This window comes from Flavobacterium sp. W1B (genome assembly GCF_047344965.1).
Taxonomy (GTDB): Bacteria; Bacteroidota; Bacteroidia; order Flavobacteriales; family Flavobacteriaceae; genus Flavobacterium.
This window is the reverse complement of sequence record NZ_CP178845.1, coordinates 2,515,485-2,534,412: the sequence shown is the minus strand read 5'-3', so window position 1 is coordinate 2,534,412 and position 18,928 is coordinate 2,515,485. Positions and strand designations below refer to the sequence as shown.

At 32.8% G+C, this 18,928-nt stretch carries 19 protein-coding genes, 1 other RNA gene and 1 pseudogene; 10 read left to right on the top strand and 11 right to left on the bottom strand.

Annotated features, from left to right (window positions below; translation table 11 throughout):
• Positions 1-18: 18 nt before the first annotated feature.
• Together ACMDB5_RS10955 and ACMDB5_RS10950 are read left to right on the top strand one after the other, a co-directional pair.
• Positions 19-906, top strand: a complete 888-nt coding sequence (locus ACMDB5_RS10955) for a helix-turn-helix domain-containing protein (protein ID WP_413998295.1) — start codon at positions 19-21, stop codon at positions 904-906.
• Positions 907-975: 69 nt separating this feature from the next.
• Positions 976-1,542 carry a DUF417 family protein gene (locus ACMDB5_RS10950; protein WP_413998294.1) on the top strand — a complete coding sequence of 189 codons (567 nt, stop codon included), beginning with the start codon at positions 976-978 and terminating at the stop codon, positions 1,540-1,542.
• A gap of 65 nt (positions 1,543-1,607) precedes the next feature.
• Here ACMDB5_RS10950 and kdsB read toward each other — a convergent pair whose 3' ends face one another.
• From kdsB to ACMDB5_RS10930, 4 genes are all read right to left on the bottom strand, one after another.
• On the bottom strand, positions 1,608-2,333 hold the full coding sequence (kdsB, locus tag ACMDB5_RS10945; protein WP_413998293.1) for a 3-deoxy-manno-octulosonate cytidylyltransferase: 726 nt from the start codon (positions 2,331-2,333) through the stop codon (positions 1,608-1,610).
• 49 nt (positions 2,334-2,382) lie between these two features.
• Positions 2,383-3,462 carry an acyltransferase family protein gene (locus ACMDB5_RS10940; protein ID WP_413998292.1) on the bottom strand — a complete coding sequence of 360 codons (1,080 nt, stop codon included), beginning with the start codon at positions 3,460-3,462 and terminating at the stop codon, positions 2,383-2,385.
• A gap of 65 nt (positions 3,463-3,527) precedes the next feature.
• Positions 3,528-4,358, bottom strand: a complete 831-nt coding sequence (gene ygiD / locus ACMDB5_RS10935; RefSeq protein ID WP_413998291.1) for a 4,5-DOPA dioxygenase extradiol — start codon at positions 4,356-4,358, stop codon at positions 3,528-3,530.
• A gap of 128 nt (positions 4,359-4,486) precedes the next feature.
• Positions 4,487-5,911 (bottom strand): ATP-dependent DNA helicase, encoded by a 1,425-nt coding sequence (locus tag ACMDB5_RS10930; protein ID WP_413998290.1) that lies wholly within the window; start codon positions 5,909-5,911, stop codon positions 4,487-4,489.
• Positions 5,912-6,063: 152 nt separating this feature from the next.
• Between ACMDB5_RS10930 and ACMDB5_RS10925 the strand changes: the two genes are divergently transcribed.
• Positions 6,064-6,885: a DUF3822 family protein gene (locus ACMDB5_RS10925; protein ID WP_413998289.1), complete on the top strand. Its 822-nt coding sequence runs from the start codon at positions 6,064-6,066 to the stop codon at positions 6,883-6,885.
• The gene (locus ACMDB5_RS10920) at positions 6,882-7,475 is read left to right on the top strand and encodes an RsmD family RNA methyltransferase (RefSeq protein ID WP_413998288.1); all 594 of its coding nucleotides are present in this window, start codon (positions 6,882-6,884) and stop codon (positions 7,473-7,475) included. Before ACMDB5_RS10925 ends, ACMDB5_RS10920 begins: the two co-directional genes overlap by 4 nt.
• A 71-nt stretch (positions 7,476-7,546) precedes the next feature.
• Here the strand turns inward: ACMDB5_RS10920 and ACMDB5_RS10915 are convergent, their stop codons facing one another.
• Both ACMDB5_RS10915 and ACMDB5_RS10910 read right to left on the bottom strand, forming a co-directional pair.
• Positions 7,547-8,104, bottom strand: coding sequence for a hypothetical protein (locus tag ACMDB5_RS10915; RefSeq protein ID WP_413998287.1), 558 nt, complete (start codon positions 8,102-8,104; stop codon positions 7,547-7,549).
• 77 nt (positions 8,105-8,181) lie between these two features.
• Positions 8,182-10,260 carry an outer membrane beta-barrel protein gene (locus ACMDB5_RS10910; RefSeq protein WP_413998286.1) on the bottom strand — a complete coding sequence of 693 codons (2,079 nt, stop codon included), beginning with the start codon at positions 10,258-10,260 and terminating at the stop codon, positions 8,182-8,184.
• Positions 10,261-10,385: 125 nt separating this feature from the next.
• On the opposite strand from ACMDB5_RS10910, the gene ACMDB5_RS10905 reads away from it, so the two are divergent.
• Together ACMDB5_RS10905 and ACMDB5_RS10900 are read left to right on the top strand one after the other, a co-directional pair.
• Positions 10,386-11,744: a sensor histidine kinase gene (locus ACMDB5_RS10905; protein ID WP_413998285.1), complete on the top strand. Its 1,359-nt coding sequence runs from the start codon at positions 10,386-10,388 to the stop codon at positions 11,742-11,744.
• A 10-nt stretch (positions 11,745-11,754) separates the two neighbouring features.
• Positions 11,755-12,444: pseudogene (locus ACMDB5_RS10900) on the top strand (response regulator transcription factor).
• Here the strand turns inward: ACMDB5_RS10900 and ACMDB5_RS10895 are convergent.
• On the bottom strand, positions 12,441-13,373 hold the full coding sequence (locus ACMDB5_RS10895; RefSeq protein ID WP_413998284.1) for a ketopantoate reductase family protein: 933 nt from the start codon (positions 13,371-13,373) through the stop codon (positions 12,441-12,443). The pseudogene ACMDB5_RS10900 and the gene ACMDB5_RS10895 sit on opposite strands and share 4 nt — an antisense overlap.
• A gap of 29 nt (positions 13,374-13,402) precedes the next feature.
• Positions 13,403-13,733, bottom strand: an RNA gene (gene rnpB, locus ACMDB5_RS10890) — RNase P RNA component class A.
• Positions 13,734-13,899: 166 nt separating this feature from the next.
• Here rnpB and ACMDB5_RS10885 point away from each other — a divergent pair.
• From ACMDB5_RS10885 to dnaX, 3 genes are all read left to right on the top strand, one after another.
• Positions 13,900-14,208, top strand: coding sequence for a hypothetical protein (locus ACMDB5_RS10885; RefSeq protein WP_413998283.1), 309 nt, complete (start codon positions 13,900-13,902; stop codon positions 14,206-14,208).
• A 94-nt stretch (positions 14,209-14,302) separates the two neighbouring features.
• Complete coding sequence (locus ACMDB5_RS10880; protein ID WP_413998282.1) at positions 14,303-15,415, top strand: class I SAM-dependent methyltransferase; 1,113 nt, start codon at positions 14,303-14,305, stop codon at positions 15,413-15,415.
• Positions 15,416-15,519: 104 nt separating this feature from the next.
• Positions 15,520-16,605, top strand: a complete 1,086-nt coding sequence (gene dnaX / locus ACMDB5_RS10875) for a DNA polymerase III subunit gamma/tau (RefSeq protein ID WP_413998281.1) — start codon at positions 15,520-15,522, stop codon at positions 16,603-16,605.
• Positions 16,606-16,648: 43 nt separating this feature from the next.
• Here the strand turns inward: dnaX and ACMDB5_RS10870 are convergent, their stop codons facing one another.
• Positions 16,649-16,828, bottom strand: coding sequence for a hypothetical protein (locus ACMDB5_RS10870; protein ID WP_413998280.1), 180 nt, complete (start codon positions 16,826-16,828; stop codon positions 16,649-16,651).
• Positions 16,829-16,835: 7 nt separating this feature from the next.
• On the opposite strand from ACMDB5_RS10870, the gene ACMDB5_RS10865 reads away from it, so the two are divergent.
• Complete coding sequence (locus tag ACMDB5_RS10865) at positions 16,836-17,252, top strand: DNA polymerase III subunit gamma/tau (protein WP_413998279.1); 417 nt, start codon at positions 16,836-16,838, stop codon at positions 17,250-17,252.
• Positions 17,253-17,266: 14 nt separating this feature from the next.
• Here the strand turns inward: ACMDB5_RS10865 and ACMDB5_RS10860 are convergent, their stop codons facing one another.
• Both ACMDB5_RS10860 and ACMDB5_RS10855 read right to left on the bottom strand, forming a co-directional pair.
• Positions 17,267-17,860, bottom strand: a complete 594-nt coding sequence (locus tag ACMDB5_RS10860; RefSeq protein ID WP_413998278.1) for a TMEM175 family protein — start codon at positions 17,858-17,860, stop codon at positions 17,267-17,269.
• A 128-nt stretch (positions 17,861-17,988) separates the two neighbouring features.
• Positions 17,989-18,879 (bottom strand): Ppx/GppA phosphatase family protein, encoded by an 891-nt coding sequence (locus ACMDB5_RS10855; protein WP_413998277.1) that lies wholly within the window; start codon positions 18,877-18,879, stop codon positions 17,989-17,991.
• Positions 18,880-18,928 lie beyond the last annotated feature (49 nt).

Below are 18,928 nucleotides of genomic sequence, written 5' to 3'. Positions count from 1 at the left end.
TTTAAATTTTTCATCAAAATGCTCAGCAATCACATTCAGCTCAATATCCAGAAAGCGTCCAAAGAAAGCACTCCGATTTTAATTTCGACAATTGAAATTGAAAATAATGACTGGCAATTGCATTCTAATTATTTTGCCATTGTATGGATACATGAGGGAAAGGGAATTGTAGAAACTGATTTGATGAAAACGACTTATAGCGAAAATCAAATCTTCTGCTTTAATACCTATCAGGCGTTTGCCTTACATTCAAAAGGAAAAACGACTGCCTCAATCCTATTATTTCACGCTAATTTTTTTTGTATCGAAACCTACCATCATCAAGTGGGATGCAATGGTGTACTATTCAACAATAGCTATGATACTCCAAAAATTGTACTTCCTGAAACAGACAAAACAGAACTGGCCATTCTTCTTGATAATATCAGAAAAGAGATCAAAGAAGATGAGTTAGCTTCCAATGAATTGGTTTTTTCTTATTTGAAAATATTCCTTATTAAATTGACCCGAATAAAATCTGAAAAGGGAGTTATCCAAAAAGATACTGTTTCCGCGCTTTCTGATTATCCGAAAGACTTGGTGATTCTGATCAATGAAAATTTTAAAAAAGAACACAGCCCCGCTTTTTATGCCAATGCACTCAATATTACCGTAAAAACATTGAGTAAAACTTCCAAAAAACATTTCCAAAAAACAATCTCAGGATTAATTCATGAAAAACTGATTTTGAAAGCAAAATGGGAATTATTGCATACCAATACACCAATAAAAAGTATTGCAAACGATTTGGGTTTTAAAGACGAATATTATTTTAGTCGTTTCTTTAAAAAGCACATCGGATTATCTCCAAAACACTTTCGTGAAGAAGAATGGAGCATCCGAAAGGGATTTTTGTCCATCCCTTAAAGTAATTTGTCTATTTTTTGGTCTTTTTATTTAAATGAACTTTGCATCATAACCTTAAAATAAAAAACTATGGAACAATTATTCAAATATGCCGCAAAATTACAGGAAACAGGAATTCATCTAACCCGACTAGGCTTAATTATTGTATTGGTTTGGATCGGTGGCTTAAAAGCGTTTCGTTATGAAGCTGTGGGCATCGTTCCTTTTGTGGCTAATAGTCCTCTTATGAGTTTCTTTTACAATTATGATGCTCCAGAATATAAAACTCACATGAATAAGGAGGGCGAATACAAAGCTGAAAATATTGAATGGCACGAAGCTAATAATACTTACGGATTTTCATACGGTTTAGGGGCAGTAATTGTTGGAATCGGTATTTTAATTGCACTTTATCCCGTTGCACCAAAATTATCAGCAATAGGAAGCTTTTTAGCATTCGGAATGTCATTTGTGACGCTTTCTTTCTTAATCACCACTCCTGAAACCTGGGTTCCCGATTTAGGCGACAGCGAATTTGGTTTTCCTTACCTAAGTGCAGCCGGACGATTAGTCATCAAAGATGTGATTATGCTGGGAGCCGCTTTGGTCACCATGAGTCAAGCGTCAAGAAAATATTTAGAACTGAAAAATAAATAAATTTAAAGTCCACAAATAAGTATTGGATGTAGTCTTTTTTAAGGATTACATCCATTTTTTTATTCTTAAAGCATCGTTCTTGCTTTTTCTAAATCTTCAACTGTATCAATTCCGATTCCCACATGGGTGGTTTCAATCATTTTGATGCGTCTGCCAAATTCCAAATAGCGCAATTGCTCTAATTTTTCGGAAGCTTCCAACGATTTCATTGGTAGACTGTAAAAATCAGACAATGCTTGTTTTCTGAAAGCATAAATCCCGATGTGCTGCATGTAGCGAACCCCTACATTTTTTTCTCTTGGATATGGAATTACCGAACGGGAAAAATACAAAGCAAAGTCATTTTGATCCACGACAACTTTTACATTATTGGGATTATTGATTTCGTCTTCATCTTTGATTTCACGCATCAAGGACGCCAAATCAACTGATTTAGTCGAATCTCTTCTGAAAGTTTCTATCAGTTTTTCTAAAGGTTCTTCATTGATAAAAGGCTCATCTCCTTGTACATTGACAACGATATCTACATCAAGACTTTCGATGGCTTCAGCAATTCGATCACTTCCAGACTCATGTTCTTTAATGCTCATAATGGCTTTTCCGCCATGAGAAACAATTTCCTTAAAAATCAAATCAGAATCTGTTACCACAAACACATTATCAAAAAGTTGGGTGTTTACAGCGGCTTCATAGGTTCTTAAAATCACGGTTTTACCGCCTAAATCCTGCATCAATTTAGCAGGAAATCGTGTAGAAGCGTAACGGGCAGGAATGACAGCTATTATTTTCATTTTGATCTCTTTTATATTATTATTCTAATGGATTAATTATACTGTTGTTTTACATTTTAGCTTTGGGCTTTAAAGCCTTTTTTAAATACCGATTTACTGGATTTTCAAACCAAATAAGACTGATATAGCTTACCAATATCGAAACTAGAAAAAGAATACTGATGATCAAATATTCATTTTCTATATGGAAATAAAGCTTATTGAAATCTTTGAAATATTTCAAAATTAATTGATGAAACATATAAAACCCAAAACTTATTTCTCCTAGAAAAATCAAAACCCTGCTTGACAAAAAATTCGATAGTTTTCCTTTTTGAAACGAGAATATTAATATCAATAAACTCATTGGTAGCCAATAATATACTGAATATCGCATAACTAATGGTAATTCTCTATGGAAAATAAAGAAAAAAACTAATAGCAAAATAGAAAAAGGCTCTAATATATTATAACTAATTAGTCTTTCTTTGTCCTTTATTTTGAGATATAATTCATAAAGCAGTATCCCAATGATAAAATCAAAAATTCTAAAAAGAGGATTTACATAAAACAGACTTTTGTAATGAATCGGCGGAATCACTAACATCAATAAGGGCAATAACAGTAGAAACAAAGCTAATAATCCTTTATTGTATTTATAAAATTTAATTCTCGAAATTAGAATTATCAAAAACGGAAAAAGCAGGTAGAAAAAAAGCTCATTAGAAATACTCCACGATGGAGAATTAAAAGAAAAATAAAACGTTTTAATTGGAATAAAACTTTGGGTCAATGTTAAATTAAAAAACAACTGCTTTAACCAAGTTGAAAGCTCAAAAGTAACATTTTGTAGTGTCAATGGAACCGCTATTAACAGGCACAACAAATGAAGTGGATAGATTCTGGCTATCCTTGCAATCATAAAACTGGACTTCGATATTTTTTTATTCAGGATCGAGTCGCGGTAATTATAAGCAAGTATAAAACCACTCAAAATAAAGAAAAAGCTAACTCCTATATACCCTTCTTTTAATATATACTCATGAATCCACCTGAAATAAGGCAAATCACTTTTACTCAAAAAAGTCAAATGATGAGCAAAAATCATAAAAGCGAATACAAATCTTAAAGAAGTTAAAGGTTTAATCATTTGTTATTAAAAATATTAGTTTGTTTTAGTTGAAGTTAAAAAAAGGGCTTATTTTGCAAGATAAATCATAAAATCCGCACCGAAGTCATACTCAGCGAACCCGCTACTAGTTTATCATTAAACAAACTTAATTCTTCGTTTTTTTCTTTTAATCCAAGGGTGTAAATCAAAGGCAAATAGTGTTCCGGTGTAGGAATCGCTAATTGCAGTGCTTTGCTTTGTTTTTCAAAATTAATCAAAGCTTGAAAATTGCCATCTAATAAATAATCATTTACCGTTGCTCTGGCTTCAATTGCCCAATCATAACCATAATTATCTTTATCAAAATTGTGATAATCGACCAATCGCAAATTATGAACAATATTACCGCTACCAATAATCAGGATGCCTTTGTGACGCAGGGCACTTAATTTTTGAGCCAACTCAAAATGAAATTGTGCTGGTTTTGAATAATCAATACTCAATTGAATTACAGGAACATTTGCATCGGGATATAAATGTTTAATTACACTCCAAGCACCGTGATCCAAGCCCCATTCGTCATCGAGTTCTACTTCAGTGGGCAATAGTAATTCCTTCGTTGCAATAGCTAATTCAGGGCTACCTTCGGCAGGATATTGCACATCAAACAAGGCTTGCGGAAAACCACCAAAATCATGTATCGTTCGTGGCATTTCCATTGCGGTGACTTTGGTTCCTTTAGTAAACCAATGTGCCGAAATACACAAAATAGCATTGGGTGCCGGCAATGTTTTGGCTAAGTTCCGAAAACCCGCCACAAACTGATTCTCTTCAATGGCGTTCATCGGACTACCGTGTCCCAAGAATAGTACGGGCATTTTTTCGGTATTCGAAAAAGTACTTGAAATTGTATGTAAATCGTTTAATGTGTTCATAATTCCAATTTTAAAGTAATAATTATCAACTTTATTTATTTTTTAACGGCTAATTCACACATTTTTTAATTTAAAAAGAAACAAAGAAATCTGCGGTTAAAATAATTTATTAGCAATAATTGGAACTCTTAATATTCCACAAAATTCTCATCTTTAAAACCTATCAAATATAACTTATTTTTGGCTCGGGTCATCGCCGTGTACAACCAGCGAATGTAATCTCTGTCGATTCCATCTTTCAAATAAGGCTGCTCTATAAAAACCGTATTCCACTGACCACCTTGGGACTTATGACAGGTTATTGCATACGAAAATTTAACCTGCAAACCATTAAAATATTCGTTGGCTTTCACTTTTTGAAATTGTTTGTATTTGGTTTCTCCTTCATAATCTTTCAGCACTTCCTGATACAATCTATTCGATTCTTCGTAAGTCAAAGACGGCGATTCACTTTTTATCGTATCCAATAACAAAACCGTTTCAAACGGAATCTGGCTCGGATAATCGATCATTCGTATTTTTACTTTGGCAAACTTGAAACCGTATAATTCTTTGATATTAAAAATTTCCAAAACCTCAATGATATCGCCATTGGCAATAAATCCGGCTTCGTCAGTTTCTTTTAGCCAAAAATAATTATTCTTGACCACCATCAGGAAATCGCCCGTTGAGAGTTCGCTTTCCTTATCGAGGATTTTGGTCCTGATTTGCTCATTGTATTGATTGGCTCTTTTATTCGAACGAACAATAAAAGCGGTGTCTTCAATACTATAATTACTGTAAGCCGAATTAATGGCATCCTGAATATCATAACCATCCGTTAATCGAACGATATCTTTAAATTTTCGGACATCGAATTGGAAATCGGTTATGAAAGAATCCTTCAACAATTCCCGAAGTTCGGTTGCATTATGCAAAATCCCGGAACTTTCTTCCTGACGCATTACTTCATCGAGCTCTATATAATCGACTTCTTTGTTGTAATTCATCCCCAAAGTGCGAATATCCAAAGCAGGACTAATATCTAAATTCACCGGCGGCAATTGGGCAGTATCTCCTAAAAGAATCATTTTGCAATTAGTGCCCGAATACACATAGGAAATCAAATCATCTAATAAAGAACCATTTTCATACAGCTTAGAATCCGAATTCGTATCCGAAATCATCGAGGCTTCATCGACGATAAAAATGGTGTTCTTGTGTTTGTTTTGCTGCAAGGTGAAGGAAACGCCACCGCCCGAAGATTTCTTGGGAAAATAGATTTTTTTGTGAATCGTAAATGCGGGTTTGTTCGAATAATTGGCAATTACTTTTGCCGCGCGACCCGTGGGCGCCAGCAAAACATATTTTTTATTAATCTCCAAAAGATTATTTACAATGGTCGAAATCACGGTCGTTTTTCCTGTTCCTGCATATCCTTTAAGTACAAAAATGGTGTCATTATGGGCTTCGGTCAAAAAAATAGCGATTTTTTGAAAAAAAATATCCTGATTGTACGTTGGACTAAAAGGGAATTTTTTTCGTAAAAGACTATAAAACAGGGAGGAATTCATTGTGGATAATTGCTATAAAATGAACATCAAATATAAGGATGAAATTCGAGGGAATAACATTAAATAGCTTTAGAATAAAAAAAAATTGTAAGTTTGTCACCGCTTTTAATCCGTGCTGGATTCTATAGAAAGAATGGATGATAAATCAGATTATGTCTACACAAAATACGAATATTACCGAAAAGAAATATAAAAAACTCTCCGTTCAGGTTTCCTTGACCGGACTGTCTTTTTGTTGTTTTGACACACTCAACAATACTATTACTTCATTTAGGGAAGTGCATTTTGACAGTTTTCATACAGGAATAAAAATTGAGGATTTATTCTCGAATGCTTTCCGTGAGTATCCGGAATTGAATGATTCTTATGATGATATACTCATTATACACAATAACAATCTTTCAACCTTTGTTCCCACTCCCCTTTTTGACGAAAATTTCCTGGGAAGTTATTTGCAATACAATACCAAGGTTTTTGACACTGATTTTTTTGCATTTGACGAAATCAGTAATTACCAAATCAATTCGGTTTACATTCCTTATGTCAATATGAATAATTTCTTTATTGACAAATTTGGCACTTTCGATTACAAACATGCCAACAGTATTTTGGTGCAAAAATTATTGGATGCATCCAAAAATATCGATGACAAAAAAATGATGGTTCATTTTAATCCAAATCATTTTGAAGTTGTTGTAATCCAAAATCAAAAGTTATTGTTATTTAATTCGTTTGATTACAAAACACCCGAAGACTTTATTTATTACATTTTGTTTACTGCCGAACAATTAAATTTAAATCCCGAGAATTTTCCATTGGAATTAATCGGAACAATTGATACTGAAAGCGATTATTTTAAAATAGCATACAAATACATCCGAAACGTCTCCCTAATTGATGTGGAAGATTTACGATGGAACAATTATTTTTCTGAGGCCGAAAACAGAAATCATTTTATACTTTTCAACTCATGAGAATCATTTCAGGGAAATACAAAGGAAGACGCATCAGTCCTCCAAAAGGATTACCAGTTCGCCCTACTACCGATATGTCTAAAGAGGCATTATTTAACGTATTGAACAACCATTTTAGTTTTGAGGGATTAAAAGTTTTGGACTTGTTCTCCGGAACAGGAAATATTAGTTACGAATTTGCTTCCAGAGGCAGCAGCCCTATTACATCAGTAGATGGTGATTTTGGTTGTGTAAAATTCATCAAGCAAGTCGCCGCCGAATACGATTTTAATATTGCGGCAACCAAAAGTGATGTCATTAAATTTTTAGAAAAGAACAAGGCTACTTTTGATATTATTTTTGCTGATCCTCCTTATGGATTTGATCAAGCTACTTTTGAAAAAATTGTATTATTGATTTTTGAAACGAATGCGCTTAATGAAGACGGAATGATGGTAATTGAACATTCTAAATACACCAAGTTAGACCATATGCCTAATTTTTCTTTCAAGAAAAGTTACGGTGGTTCTATTTTTAGTTTCTTCGAATTTGATTCAGGTGAAAACGAAGAATCGGATTCAAAGCTTTTTGAAGATGGCGAAGAAGAATAATCAAAATCTTTTATAAACAGAAACCCCTTTGCACATCGCAAAGGGGTTTCTGTTTTATATGGAATAACTTACTATTTGCCAATTACCCATCCTAATGTAAAATTGATTACCGGCACAACATCATTATCATATTTACCCATGTTATAACCTATTCCCATATTCAAATCTAAATTGAAATTTCCTTTATATGTCCTTTGAAATCCCCAAACCGGAGCAATTGTCAGCGATGAATTAGTCTCCAAAAAATTATCATTTGTGGAAATTGATCTAAAGTTATAAAAAGCCGCCATAGCAACAAACCCACCCGAATTATGGGAAGTTACTTTTCCCTTATTCGCTCTTTTTTCTAAATTGTAATAATGACGGAACTGCTCATTAATATAAGGATAAAAGGTAAAGGCTTCTCCAAAATTATTTGACCTATATCCATAACCCGAACTCAATTCTGAATACAGGGTATTTTTTTCGCTTAAACCATGTTCATAAACTACACCTGGTAATAAGACGTTAATTTTAAATTGATTTTTTTCTACAGTTGGTTTTTCTTGGGCATTTAAATTTAGCGCTGTAAATAAGGATCCAAAGATGATAAGATACCTTTTCGCTTTTTTGAATGGGATATATTGCATGAATAAAATTTGGTTTGATTAGTTTTTTCAAAAATAATAATTAAACCAAAATAAAGTAAGAATTATTGCATAAAAATCTATCGAATTCTATTGGAATTATCATCGATGTTTTTTTCTTTAAATTCGGTTTTTTTTATTTTACCAAATGAATATTTGACAGCCAATGAAAATTCATGCGAATCGACCAAATACCTTGCATTTGAACTAATATTATTGATTGTAAAATTTTCATTGTAAATCGTATTCCTAAAAATATCATTATAACTTAAAGTACAGTTCCAATTCTTAAAAAACGTTTTTGAAACTGCAAAATCCATAATAAATTTAGCATTTCTTTCAAAAACGCCATCTTCCTGTTGGGTTAATCCCCAGGCTGTCAATGAAATTGAATACTCTTTTGGGAGTTTGAAGGTTTGATTAGAATAATAATACAAATACGGTTTCGACTCCTTAAATAATGCCGATTTATCTTCTATTTTATTTAAAGTGAAATTTAAACTATTGCTAGAACTCCAAAATTTATAGTTAAAAGGCAAAGTAAATTCTAAATTAAATCCGGATTCTTTTTCGAAATTTATTTCTTTAAAAGTCAATATATTTTGTTGATTGTCATACGAAAAGCTACTGTAAACCGGATTTACATTTCGATAATAACTCAGTTTCACCGATTTGTCATTATACTGAAAATTGGAGGCAAGCTCATTTGTAATTGTGGGATCTAAATTGATATTTCTTGAATACAAAAAATAAGGATTTATATAAGTTGATCCTTGGCTCATAGATGAATAATTGGGTCTTACAATACTTTTGGAATAATTTAAAGTTATACTTTTAGAAGTACCAACTGGAAAATCAAACTGTAATTTAGGAAAGAAATTAGTATATTTTTTATTGATCAAGGGCGCATTATCTTTCTTAAATTTTCCGACAACATCCGTGTTTTCAACTCTAAAACCAACCAAATAACCTATTCCCGTTATCTTACCTGAATATTGTCCATAACTTGATATGTTTTTTTCCTCTAAATCGTAATTTGAAATAGTCGTGTTATTCGCATTATAATCAAATAGTTGAAAATCAGTTTTTGCGACAGCCGACAAAAATAATCCACCAAATTCTAACTTCGAATCATTTTTAAATTTCTTCTCCAAATCTGTTCTTCCTGAAAAAACACCAACATTGAATTTCTGCTTTCTGTCTTGTGCCAAATGGAATTGAGTTTCATTGATATTATTTTCGACCAAACTATTTAAATATTGATCGAAATTGGAATACTGAAAACCAGTAAAAAATTGTGCATCAATCGCTTTTATTTTTTTAGAATAATTCACAAACGAGTTTATAAAAGATTTCCCATTATTATTATCACTCAATGTAAGAATATTATTTTCCGTATCTTTCTGTTTATTATAGGTTTGGGTGTCTATACCGAAAGTATCATTTTGTAATTTACTGTTTATATTAAATGAAAAATAATCTTCTTCGTCTATTTTATAAAACATTCCGCCTCCAAAAATAAATTGCCTTCTTTTTGTATAAGCAGTTACATCATAATTTGAAATTATATCAGCATCGGGAATTTGATAATCGATACGATGACTTTCCCAAGGATTTAATTTATTGTAATTAAAATTGAGTTTCCATTCCAATTTATTTTTTTTGAAACTTGAATTCAGTCCCAAATAATTATTATATGATTTTTTGAATGATACAACTTCAGATAAGGTCATTTGAAAGCCTTCTTTTTTACTAAATTTTCTTGTAATCAAAATAACGGTTCTTCCTTCTGCTTCATATTTAGAAGATGGATTAGTTATGATTTCAATAATTTTTATATCCTCAACAGACAAAGCATTCAGATCGTTAATTCCTACTTTTTGATTATCAATATATAGCAAAGGATTTCCTTTTCCGATAACTGAAATGGATTCTTTGTCCGGACTTACCTGAATACTTGGAAGTTTGGCCAATAAATCAATTGTATTAGGAACCGAATTATAGATTGAATTTGCAATATCAACTTGGACATTTCCATTTTTATTAGTGAAAGTTTTGGTAACTTTTTTCACTTTAACTTCTTCCAATACTTCTGGTTTTTCTTGAGAGGAAATAAGTTGGAAAATAAATAAGGCAATCAGGATAATAAGCTTTTGCATAAATAATTTGTTTTGAGCAAAATTGATATTATTCCTTTTTTCTGAAAGTTAATTGGAGGTTAATGCTAGGTTAAAGTATAAATTTGACAATAAATAACTTATTTTTGATAAGTGATATTCTTTAAATGAAACAAAAAATAAATCTTTTAATTGCATTTTCCGCAGTAGTTTTAATTGCCCTTTCTGCTATGCAATATTATCTGGTAAAAACTGCTTATGACTATAAAGTAGAACAGTTTCACATGGAGGTGAAAGATAAAATCGCCAAAATGACCAATGATTTTAGTGATATTGATTCTACTGTTTTCAACAAAAAAGATTTGTTATACAAACAGTTAGTGCAAAATTATATTCAGGATAAAAATTTTAAAGTTCATTTTAAAAAAAAATTTAGTGAAAATGAATATGGAGATATATTAACTAGTCAGTTAAGGAAAAAACTAGAAAGAGAATTTCCAGATAACAAGATTGATTTTGCCGTTGTTCTCAACAAGTTTATCCTATATAATAAGACGCAAAAAGCGGATACAATTTTTGCCGAAAAAACATTTATTAAAAACAAATTGTACGGTAATTTAGCTTCTTTAAAAAATGCATTTTTGGTTCGGTCTTATGTTGGTACGACAAGCGGAACCTCTTTAAAACAGGATTACAAATTACTTACCGAGGACTCCTTGTATGTTTCTGTAATCGATTGGGAAACAATAATTTTCAAGAGAATGGGAATGATTTTATTCTTATCCTTACTTTCTATTTTGACATTAATCACTCTTTTTATAATTGCCATTAAAGCATTAATAAAGCAAAAGAAAATGAGCGATATCAAAACCGATTTTATCAATAATATTAGCCATGAACTCAAGACGCCTTTGACCACTTTGGGGATTTCCACAAAAATATTGGAGCGAAAAAACTTTCGGGATAATGAAGCTGATTTCAACTCTATTCTCAATACTATTTCGCGTCAAAATAATCGTTTGCAAAATTTGATTGACCAAGTAATGGCAAATTCATTGGGAGCTAACGAAATTGAATTGCATAAAGAGAGAATTGTAACTGAAGATTTTTTGAATACAATTATTGAGGATTTTAAGATTATTCATCCAAAAGTAAACATTGAAACTCATTTTTATACTGACAAAACAATTTTGGTATTAGATAAATTCCATTTGACCACAGCAATTTTAAATGTACTCGAAAATGCCGTGAAATATGGCTGTAAAACTATTACAATCAAAACCGAATTAAATCAAAACCAACTTAATATCAGTATTAAAGACGATGGAATTGGGATTTCTAAAAACAAACATTCTTTAGTTTTTGATAAATTTTATAGAGTCGAACAAGGTAATTTACATAACGCAAAAGGCCTTGGATTAGGACTTTATTATGTCGATCAAATTATAAAAGCACATCAAGGCTCGATTGCTGTTGTCAGTGATTTAGGTAAAGGTGCCGTATTTAATATTATGTTTAAAGTTTAATTAATCTCCATTGAAAAAAATACTTTTAGCCGAAGATGATTATGATTTTGCAAGCGTTCTAAAACAATATTTAGAATTATATAATTATTAGGTAACTTGGGCCGAAAATGGAGAAGAAGCATTGGCTATTTTCCAAACTAAAGACTTCGACATTTGTGTTTTTGATGTAATGATGCCCAAAGTTGATGGATTTACACTTGCCGAAAAAATTATTAAAATTAATCCTGAAATCCCGTTTGTTTTTCTGACGGCGAGAAAATTGAAAGAAGACAAAATCACCGGACTAAAGCTAGGCGCAGATGATTATATCGCAAAACCTTTTGAAGCAGAAGAACTCGTTCTACGGCTAAATAATATTTTGAAAAGGAGTCAACAAAAAAAGGTTGTTTTTTCGGAAATTAATGAATTACAGATAGGCATTTACTCATTTGACACCAAGCGTTTATTATTAAAAAGTAGCACTAAAACACAACAACTCACAGAAAAAGAGGCCGCTTTAATTCATTATTTTTATGTCCACAAAAACCAAATTATAAAAAGGGAACAAATACTAAAAGCTGTTTGGGGCAGTGACGATTTTTTTTCCGGGAGAAGCATGGATGTGTATATCAGTAAAATCCGAAAATATTTCAAAGAAGATTATCGGATTAGTATTGAAAGTATTCGAAATATTGGAATGGAATTTAAAATAACAAATTAAGCTGTTGTTTTTTCGGATAATTTATCCAACACCATTTGATAGGTTGGCGTTTCTATTTCGTATTTCAAGCCTTCGTTAACCACAAATTCGGTCAAAGAAGCCAACTCAAATTTTCTGCCCGCCATCAAATCCCTATGCATAGAGGAGGTTGCGTTTTGAGGTGATTTTTCCAGTTTTAGAATCGTTTGCATGATAATGTCGGCCGGCAAGTTTAAGCCTTTTACGGCAGCGATCATCGTAATCTCATTCAACAATTCTACATAAAGAGCTCTACTGGAATTGCTGTTTATTATTTCGCCAATATTTTGATTTAGATAAGAAGTTGCTGAGGCCAATGACGAGATGAATATGAATTTCTCCCAAAGAGTTTCCTCGATGTTATCCACCAAATAACTCTCGATACCCGCATTTTTGAAAATGGATTGTAGTGCATTCAATCTCTTTATTGATGTCATTCCGCAACCAAAAAATAGTTTTTCGTAAGATCCCACTTTTTTGATCACTCCAGGAGTTTCAATCATAGAAACGATATACACGCAACCTTGCAACACTTCGTTGTCGGGATAAATCGTACTGATACGTTCCGTTGCATCGACACCATTATATAAAGGTAAAAAAACCGTGTTTTTTATGATACATTTTTCTAATAAAAGAAGACTTTCTTCAATATCATAAGTTTTTGTGGCACAGATAAGATAATCTAATTTTCCGATTACTTCAGGATTGTTTGAAACAATACTTGGAAACACAATGCTTTCATTGTCATCACTAATTATTTTCAATCCGGAATCAGCAATAACTTTTTGGGTTTCGCCACGAGCGATAAATACAATTTCAATTTCGTCATTATCAGCATAGGCTTTGGCCAAAAGTCCACCAAAATAACCACCTACTCCACCCAATCCCAAAATTCCAATTCTTGCATTCATAACCAAAATATATTCGAAAAAATTAAAATAAAAAAAACAGACCTATAAGCCGGATTCTGTATCCACCAGAAGGTGAACCCTTACCATTTATCTAGATCTAGCATTACTGCTAGACTCAAGCTATCTACCCTTCAACAACGGACGAGAAGCCCTTAAATGCTGATATACTTGATATTTCACCGCATAGAGTTTACCTGGTTTCACTACAGCATTACCTGTACATACTTTCTGTTGCACTTGTCCTAATCCGATTGCTCGAACCGACGGGTGTTACCCGCTATACTTCTCTATGGTGTCCGGACTTTCCTCCTTCTTGTACCGAAATTATCGGCACAAAACGGCGATAAGGCGGTCTGTGGTGCAAAAGTAAGGATTTTAGATTTAAGATTACCGAATAACAAATTATGAATTTTAAACTTTAAGCATTTGAAATTGTTTTTGAATAATGAATTGTTTTACATGTCTTTTCGCAACAACTTAATAATAAAATAGTTATCTTTAAATACTAATTTAAATCCCTCTAATTATGAAGCCCATTTATCATTATTCAACCGTTTCTGAAGCATTAGACAATTTAAATGAACTAGGGTTTACCTATGATTTTAATATTCATGAGAGTGAAATAGCCAAAAACCCGCATAAATACGAAGTCAAACACGTCTACCGTTACGAAGGAGATTCTGATCCTGGAGATGAAGCTGTTGTTTATGGAATAAAATCTTCTTCGGGAAAAAAAGGAGTTTTTGTAGCCGGATTTTCTGCAAATTCAGATAGTGAAGCGGCACGCGTATTATCCAAATTGTGCATAGAAAGCAGCGGGCAATGCGAAATTTGAACTAATTATACTTTTTCCTTAAACTAATTTAAAGGGAAAGGATTTCTCCATAATTTCCAAAAAAATTAAGTTTGATTTTTATATCATCAATCAGATGTTACTTTCTCAAATAATTATAGAGCGAATAAAAAATGAAGGTCCTTTATCTTTCCGGGATTTTATGGAAATGGCGCTCTATTACCCAGAACTGGGCTATTATAATTCCGTCGAAAATAAAATAGGCGCAAATGGAGATTTTTATACCAGCGCCAATCTTTCCGCTTCGTTTGGAGCAATGATTGGGCGCCAAATAGAAGAAATGTGGCGACTATTAGACAAAAAACCTTTTAAAATTGTGGAGTATGGTGCTGGAACAGGGCTTTTATGCCATGATATCTTAGATTACCTTAAAAACAATGCTTCTTTATATGAGTATTTAAATTATTGTATCATAGAAAAAAGCCTTGCCATGCAAGAAATAGAGAAGCAATATTTGCTTGAAAAGGTAAGCTGGCACGATTCAATCAAAGACATTCCTGAGATTAACGGTTGTATTTTATCCAATGAATTAGTCGATAATTTTTCGGTGCATCAGGTTGTTATGAAAGACCAACTGAAAGAAGTTTTTGTTGATTACAATAATGGTTTTGAAGAAATATTAATTCCTGCAAAAAAAGAACTCCTGAATTATTTTGAAGCATTAGACGTAAAATTACCGAAAGGATTCAGAACCGAAGTAAATCTAGAGGCGTTATCTTGGATAAAAGAAATTTCCCAATTTTTAAAAAAGGGTTACGTAATTACAATTGATTATGGCTGCTCGTCTTCTGAACTTTACGACAATCGCAGAAGCTCCGGAACGCTCCTGTGCTATAATAAACATAAAAAAAACGACAATCCTTATCAGTTTATCGGGAGTCAAGACATTACCACGCACACTAACTTTACTGCCCTATCCCAATGGGGTTTTGAATGCGGACTGGATTATTGCGGCCTAACTGACCAAACTAATTTCCTGACCGCACTTGGCATAAAAGAATACCACAATACTACTTTAATGAATACTGTTAGCAGCTCACAAACAAAAATTCACGAATCCTATATAAATTACGGATTATTAATGAGTATGGGATTAAAATTCAAAGTCTTGGTTCAACAAAAAGGAGCGCCACAACATTCTTTATCCGGATTGAAATTCATAAATTCAACCAGTCCAGGGATCACTTGAAAAGTAGAGCTATTCTTAGAATCTTATTAATTTCAGAATTAAATAAAGTATCATTTTCATAATAGATTCCCATTGCCTATATTTGCTTTCGAATAAAAAAGCTAATGGAACAATTTGTAGTATCGGCGCGTAAATACCGCCCACAAACCTTTAATGATGTTGTGGGACAAAAAGCCATTACCAATACTTTATTGAATGCCATAGACAGCAATCACCTTGCTTCTGCTCTATTGTTCACTGGACCTCGTGGGGTTGGAAAAACGACTTGCGCCAGAATCTTGGCTCGAAAAATTAACCAACCCGGTTATGACGATCCCAACGAAGATTTTGCTTTTAATGTCTTTGAACTCGATGCAGCATCGAATAACTCTGTTGATGATATTCGTAATTTGATTGATCAGGTTCGAATTCCACCACAAACCGGAAAATATAAGGTTTATATTATTGACGAGGTGCATATGTTATCTTCGGCTGCCTTTAATGCTTTCTTGAAAACATTAGAAGAACCGCCAAAGCATGCCATTTTTATTTTGGCAACGACCGAAAAACATAAGATTATTCCAACCATACTTTCTCGTTGTCAGATATTTGATTTTAAAAGAATCACCGTTAAAGACGCCAAAGAACATCTAGCCGAAGTAGCCACGAATCAAGGAATTGTTTTTGAAGACGATGCTTTGCACATTATCGCTCAAAAAGCCGATGGTGCCATGCGTGATGCCTTATCAATATTCGACAGGGTTGTTTCTTATTGCGGAACAAATTTGACTCGTCAGGCTGTTACCGAAAACTTAAACGTACTCGATTACGAAACCTATATTACAGTAACCGATTTAATTCTAGAGAATAGAATTCCGGATTTATTGATGGCTTTCAATGACATTCTTTCAAAAGGATTTGACGCACATCATTTTGTATCGGGATTAGCTTCGCATTTTAGAGATTTATTGGTAAGCAAAACCCCTTCAACTCTCTCTTTATTAGAGGTTGGAGAACAAGCACAAAAAATGTATGGGGTACAAGCACAAAAATGCAGCCAAGACTTTCTATTAAAGGGAATTGCGATTGCAAATGAATGTGATTTAAAATACAAATTAAGTCAAAATCAACGATTGCTTGTAGAACTTTGTCTGATGCAACTTGCCTCTATCACTTTTGATGGAGAAAAAAAAAAGTTGACACCTTTATAATTCCACCAACTTATTTCAGAAAAAACGATTATTCAATAGCAGATCAAACCAAGGCTGTTGAAAAAATTCCTGTTGCAACTAATCCTGATGTTAAAACGGCCGAAGTTGCATCTGAAAAAAAGTCTGAACAAACTCCTGCTCTTGCAACAGTTTCAAAAATTGAGTCTCCTGAATCTAATGAGCCAAAAATATCGGCATTTTCATTGTCTAGTATTCGTGCCAAAAAAGCATTGGAACAAAACAAAAAAACAATAGTAAAAGAGACTGTTCACCTGCCTACAGAAGCTTTTACAGAAACTGAAATGTTATTGCAATGGACCAAATACGCACAGCGTTTAGGCGATAAAGGTTATAAAATAATGGAATCCTTATTGCTCATTAACGATCCGGTTTTGAATGGCACAGCCATCAGTATCGAATTGCCAAATGAAGGTTCTAAATTAGATTTTGAAAAAGAATTAAACGGTCTTTTGGGACATTTAAGAGGACATTTACACAACCACGACATTACAATTGAAGTTATTGTAAATGAAAGTATTGAAAACAGAAAAAGCTTTAACGACCAAGATCGCTACAATAGATTACTTGAAATAAATCCAAACATTGAACTGCTAAGAACAACATTTGGATTGGATTTGGATGTCTAATATTGATTTTTTTATTAAATCGATTCTTTCTCTTTCTTTATAAGAATCTTTTCTATTCTGGTATCCGGTATCAGCCAAATTATTGCAACAATAAAATAAATTGAAATCGCAATCCATTCATTAAAAAAGGATATAAAAATTGCGGCCAGGTATAAAAGCTGTGAAACTCTCCCTTTAGAATCTTTTCCTACTGCTGTGGCCAAGAGCGATTTTTTTCCTTCGCTAGAAATAATCACGCTTTGAAGAATCTTAAATCCAATTGCTGACATGAAGAGAATAATTCCATATAAAGTCACCGGAGCCTTTGCAAAATGATGTTCTCCTAGCCAGCCTGTTGAAACGGGAATTAACGACAACCAAAAAAGTAGATGCAAATTTGCCCAAAGAATCCTACCGTTAACTTTAGTTAAACTTTGTAACAAATGATGGTGGTTATTCCAATATATACCTACATAAATAAAACTCAAAACATAACTTATAAACTTAGGGTACAAAGGATAAAGATCCATAAAACCGGATCCTTTCGGTACTTTTATCTCCAATATCATAATCGTAATTATGATTGCCAGAACTCCATCACTAAAAGCCTCTAATCTGTTTTTATTCATATGTAGATTATATTGTTTTTGTTGGAATATGTAATTAGCATAGATCTTCATCGGTTTTTTATCGAATCTCCATTATGCTCATTTCATAATCTTAGTTCACTGTCATTTATAAAGCATAAATAAGAAAATTAAATTTTATCGTAATACATCGACTTTACGATTCCATCGGAAAGTCCAATTTTAGGAACATATATCTGTCTGGCTCCACTCCATTTCATTGCATTAAGATAAATGCGAACAGCCGGAATAATTACATCGGCTCGATCGGGGTTTAAACCCAATTCAGAAATTCTTTGTTCATAAGTTAGTGAATTTAAGAAAGAATATTGTGAGTTGATATAAATATAGGACAGCGGCTTTTCTTGCATTTTTCCGGACATTTTGAACAACTTATTGATATTACCTCCCGAACCTATTAATGTAACTTCCTCAAAATCTACCGTAATCGCTCTAATCCATTTTTCAATTTCTTCCCAAACAACATCATGAACCATATCATTTAACAAACGAACCGTTCCTGCTTTAAACGATCTCGAATTTACTATTTTGCCGTTAGAAAACAATGTAAATTCGGTGCTTCCGCCGCCAACATCAACAAAAAGATAGGTTTGATCCGTATTCAATAAATGGTATAAATCTGTTGAAGCAATTATAGCCGCTTCTTTTTTTCCGTCAATTATTTCTATATTAATATCCGCTTTCTCTTTTATAATCTCCACAACCTCATTTCCATTATATGCTTCTCGCATTGCTGATGTTGCAAAAGCCTTGTAAGACTGAACTTTATGCACTTTCATCAAGAGGTTGAATGCCTTCATGGCATCACACATTCTTTCAATATTCTCTGGCGAAATTTCCCCTACGGTAAAGGCATCTTGTCCCAAACGAATAGGTACACGAACTAAGGAACTTTTATTAAACTGGGTTTCCTTTCCCTCCTGCTCAACAATATTCACTATCAACAAACGCATGGCATTAGATCCAATATCGATAGCTGCATATTTTCTTAATTTAATCATTCTTGATTATAATTTGTAATTTATTTTTGCTTTTAAAACATAGGGAAAT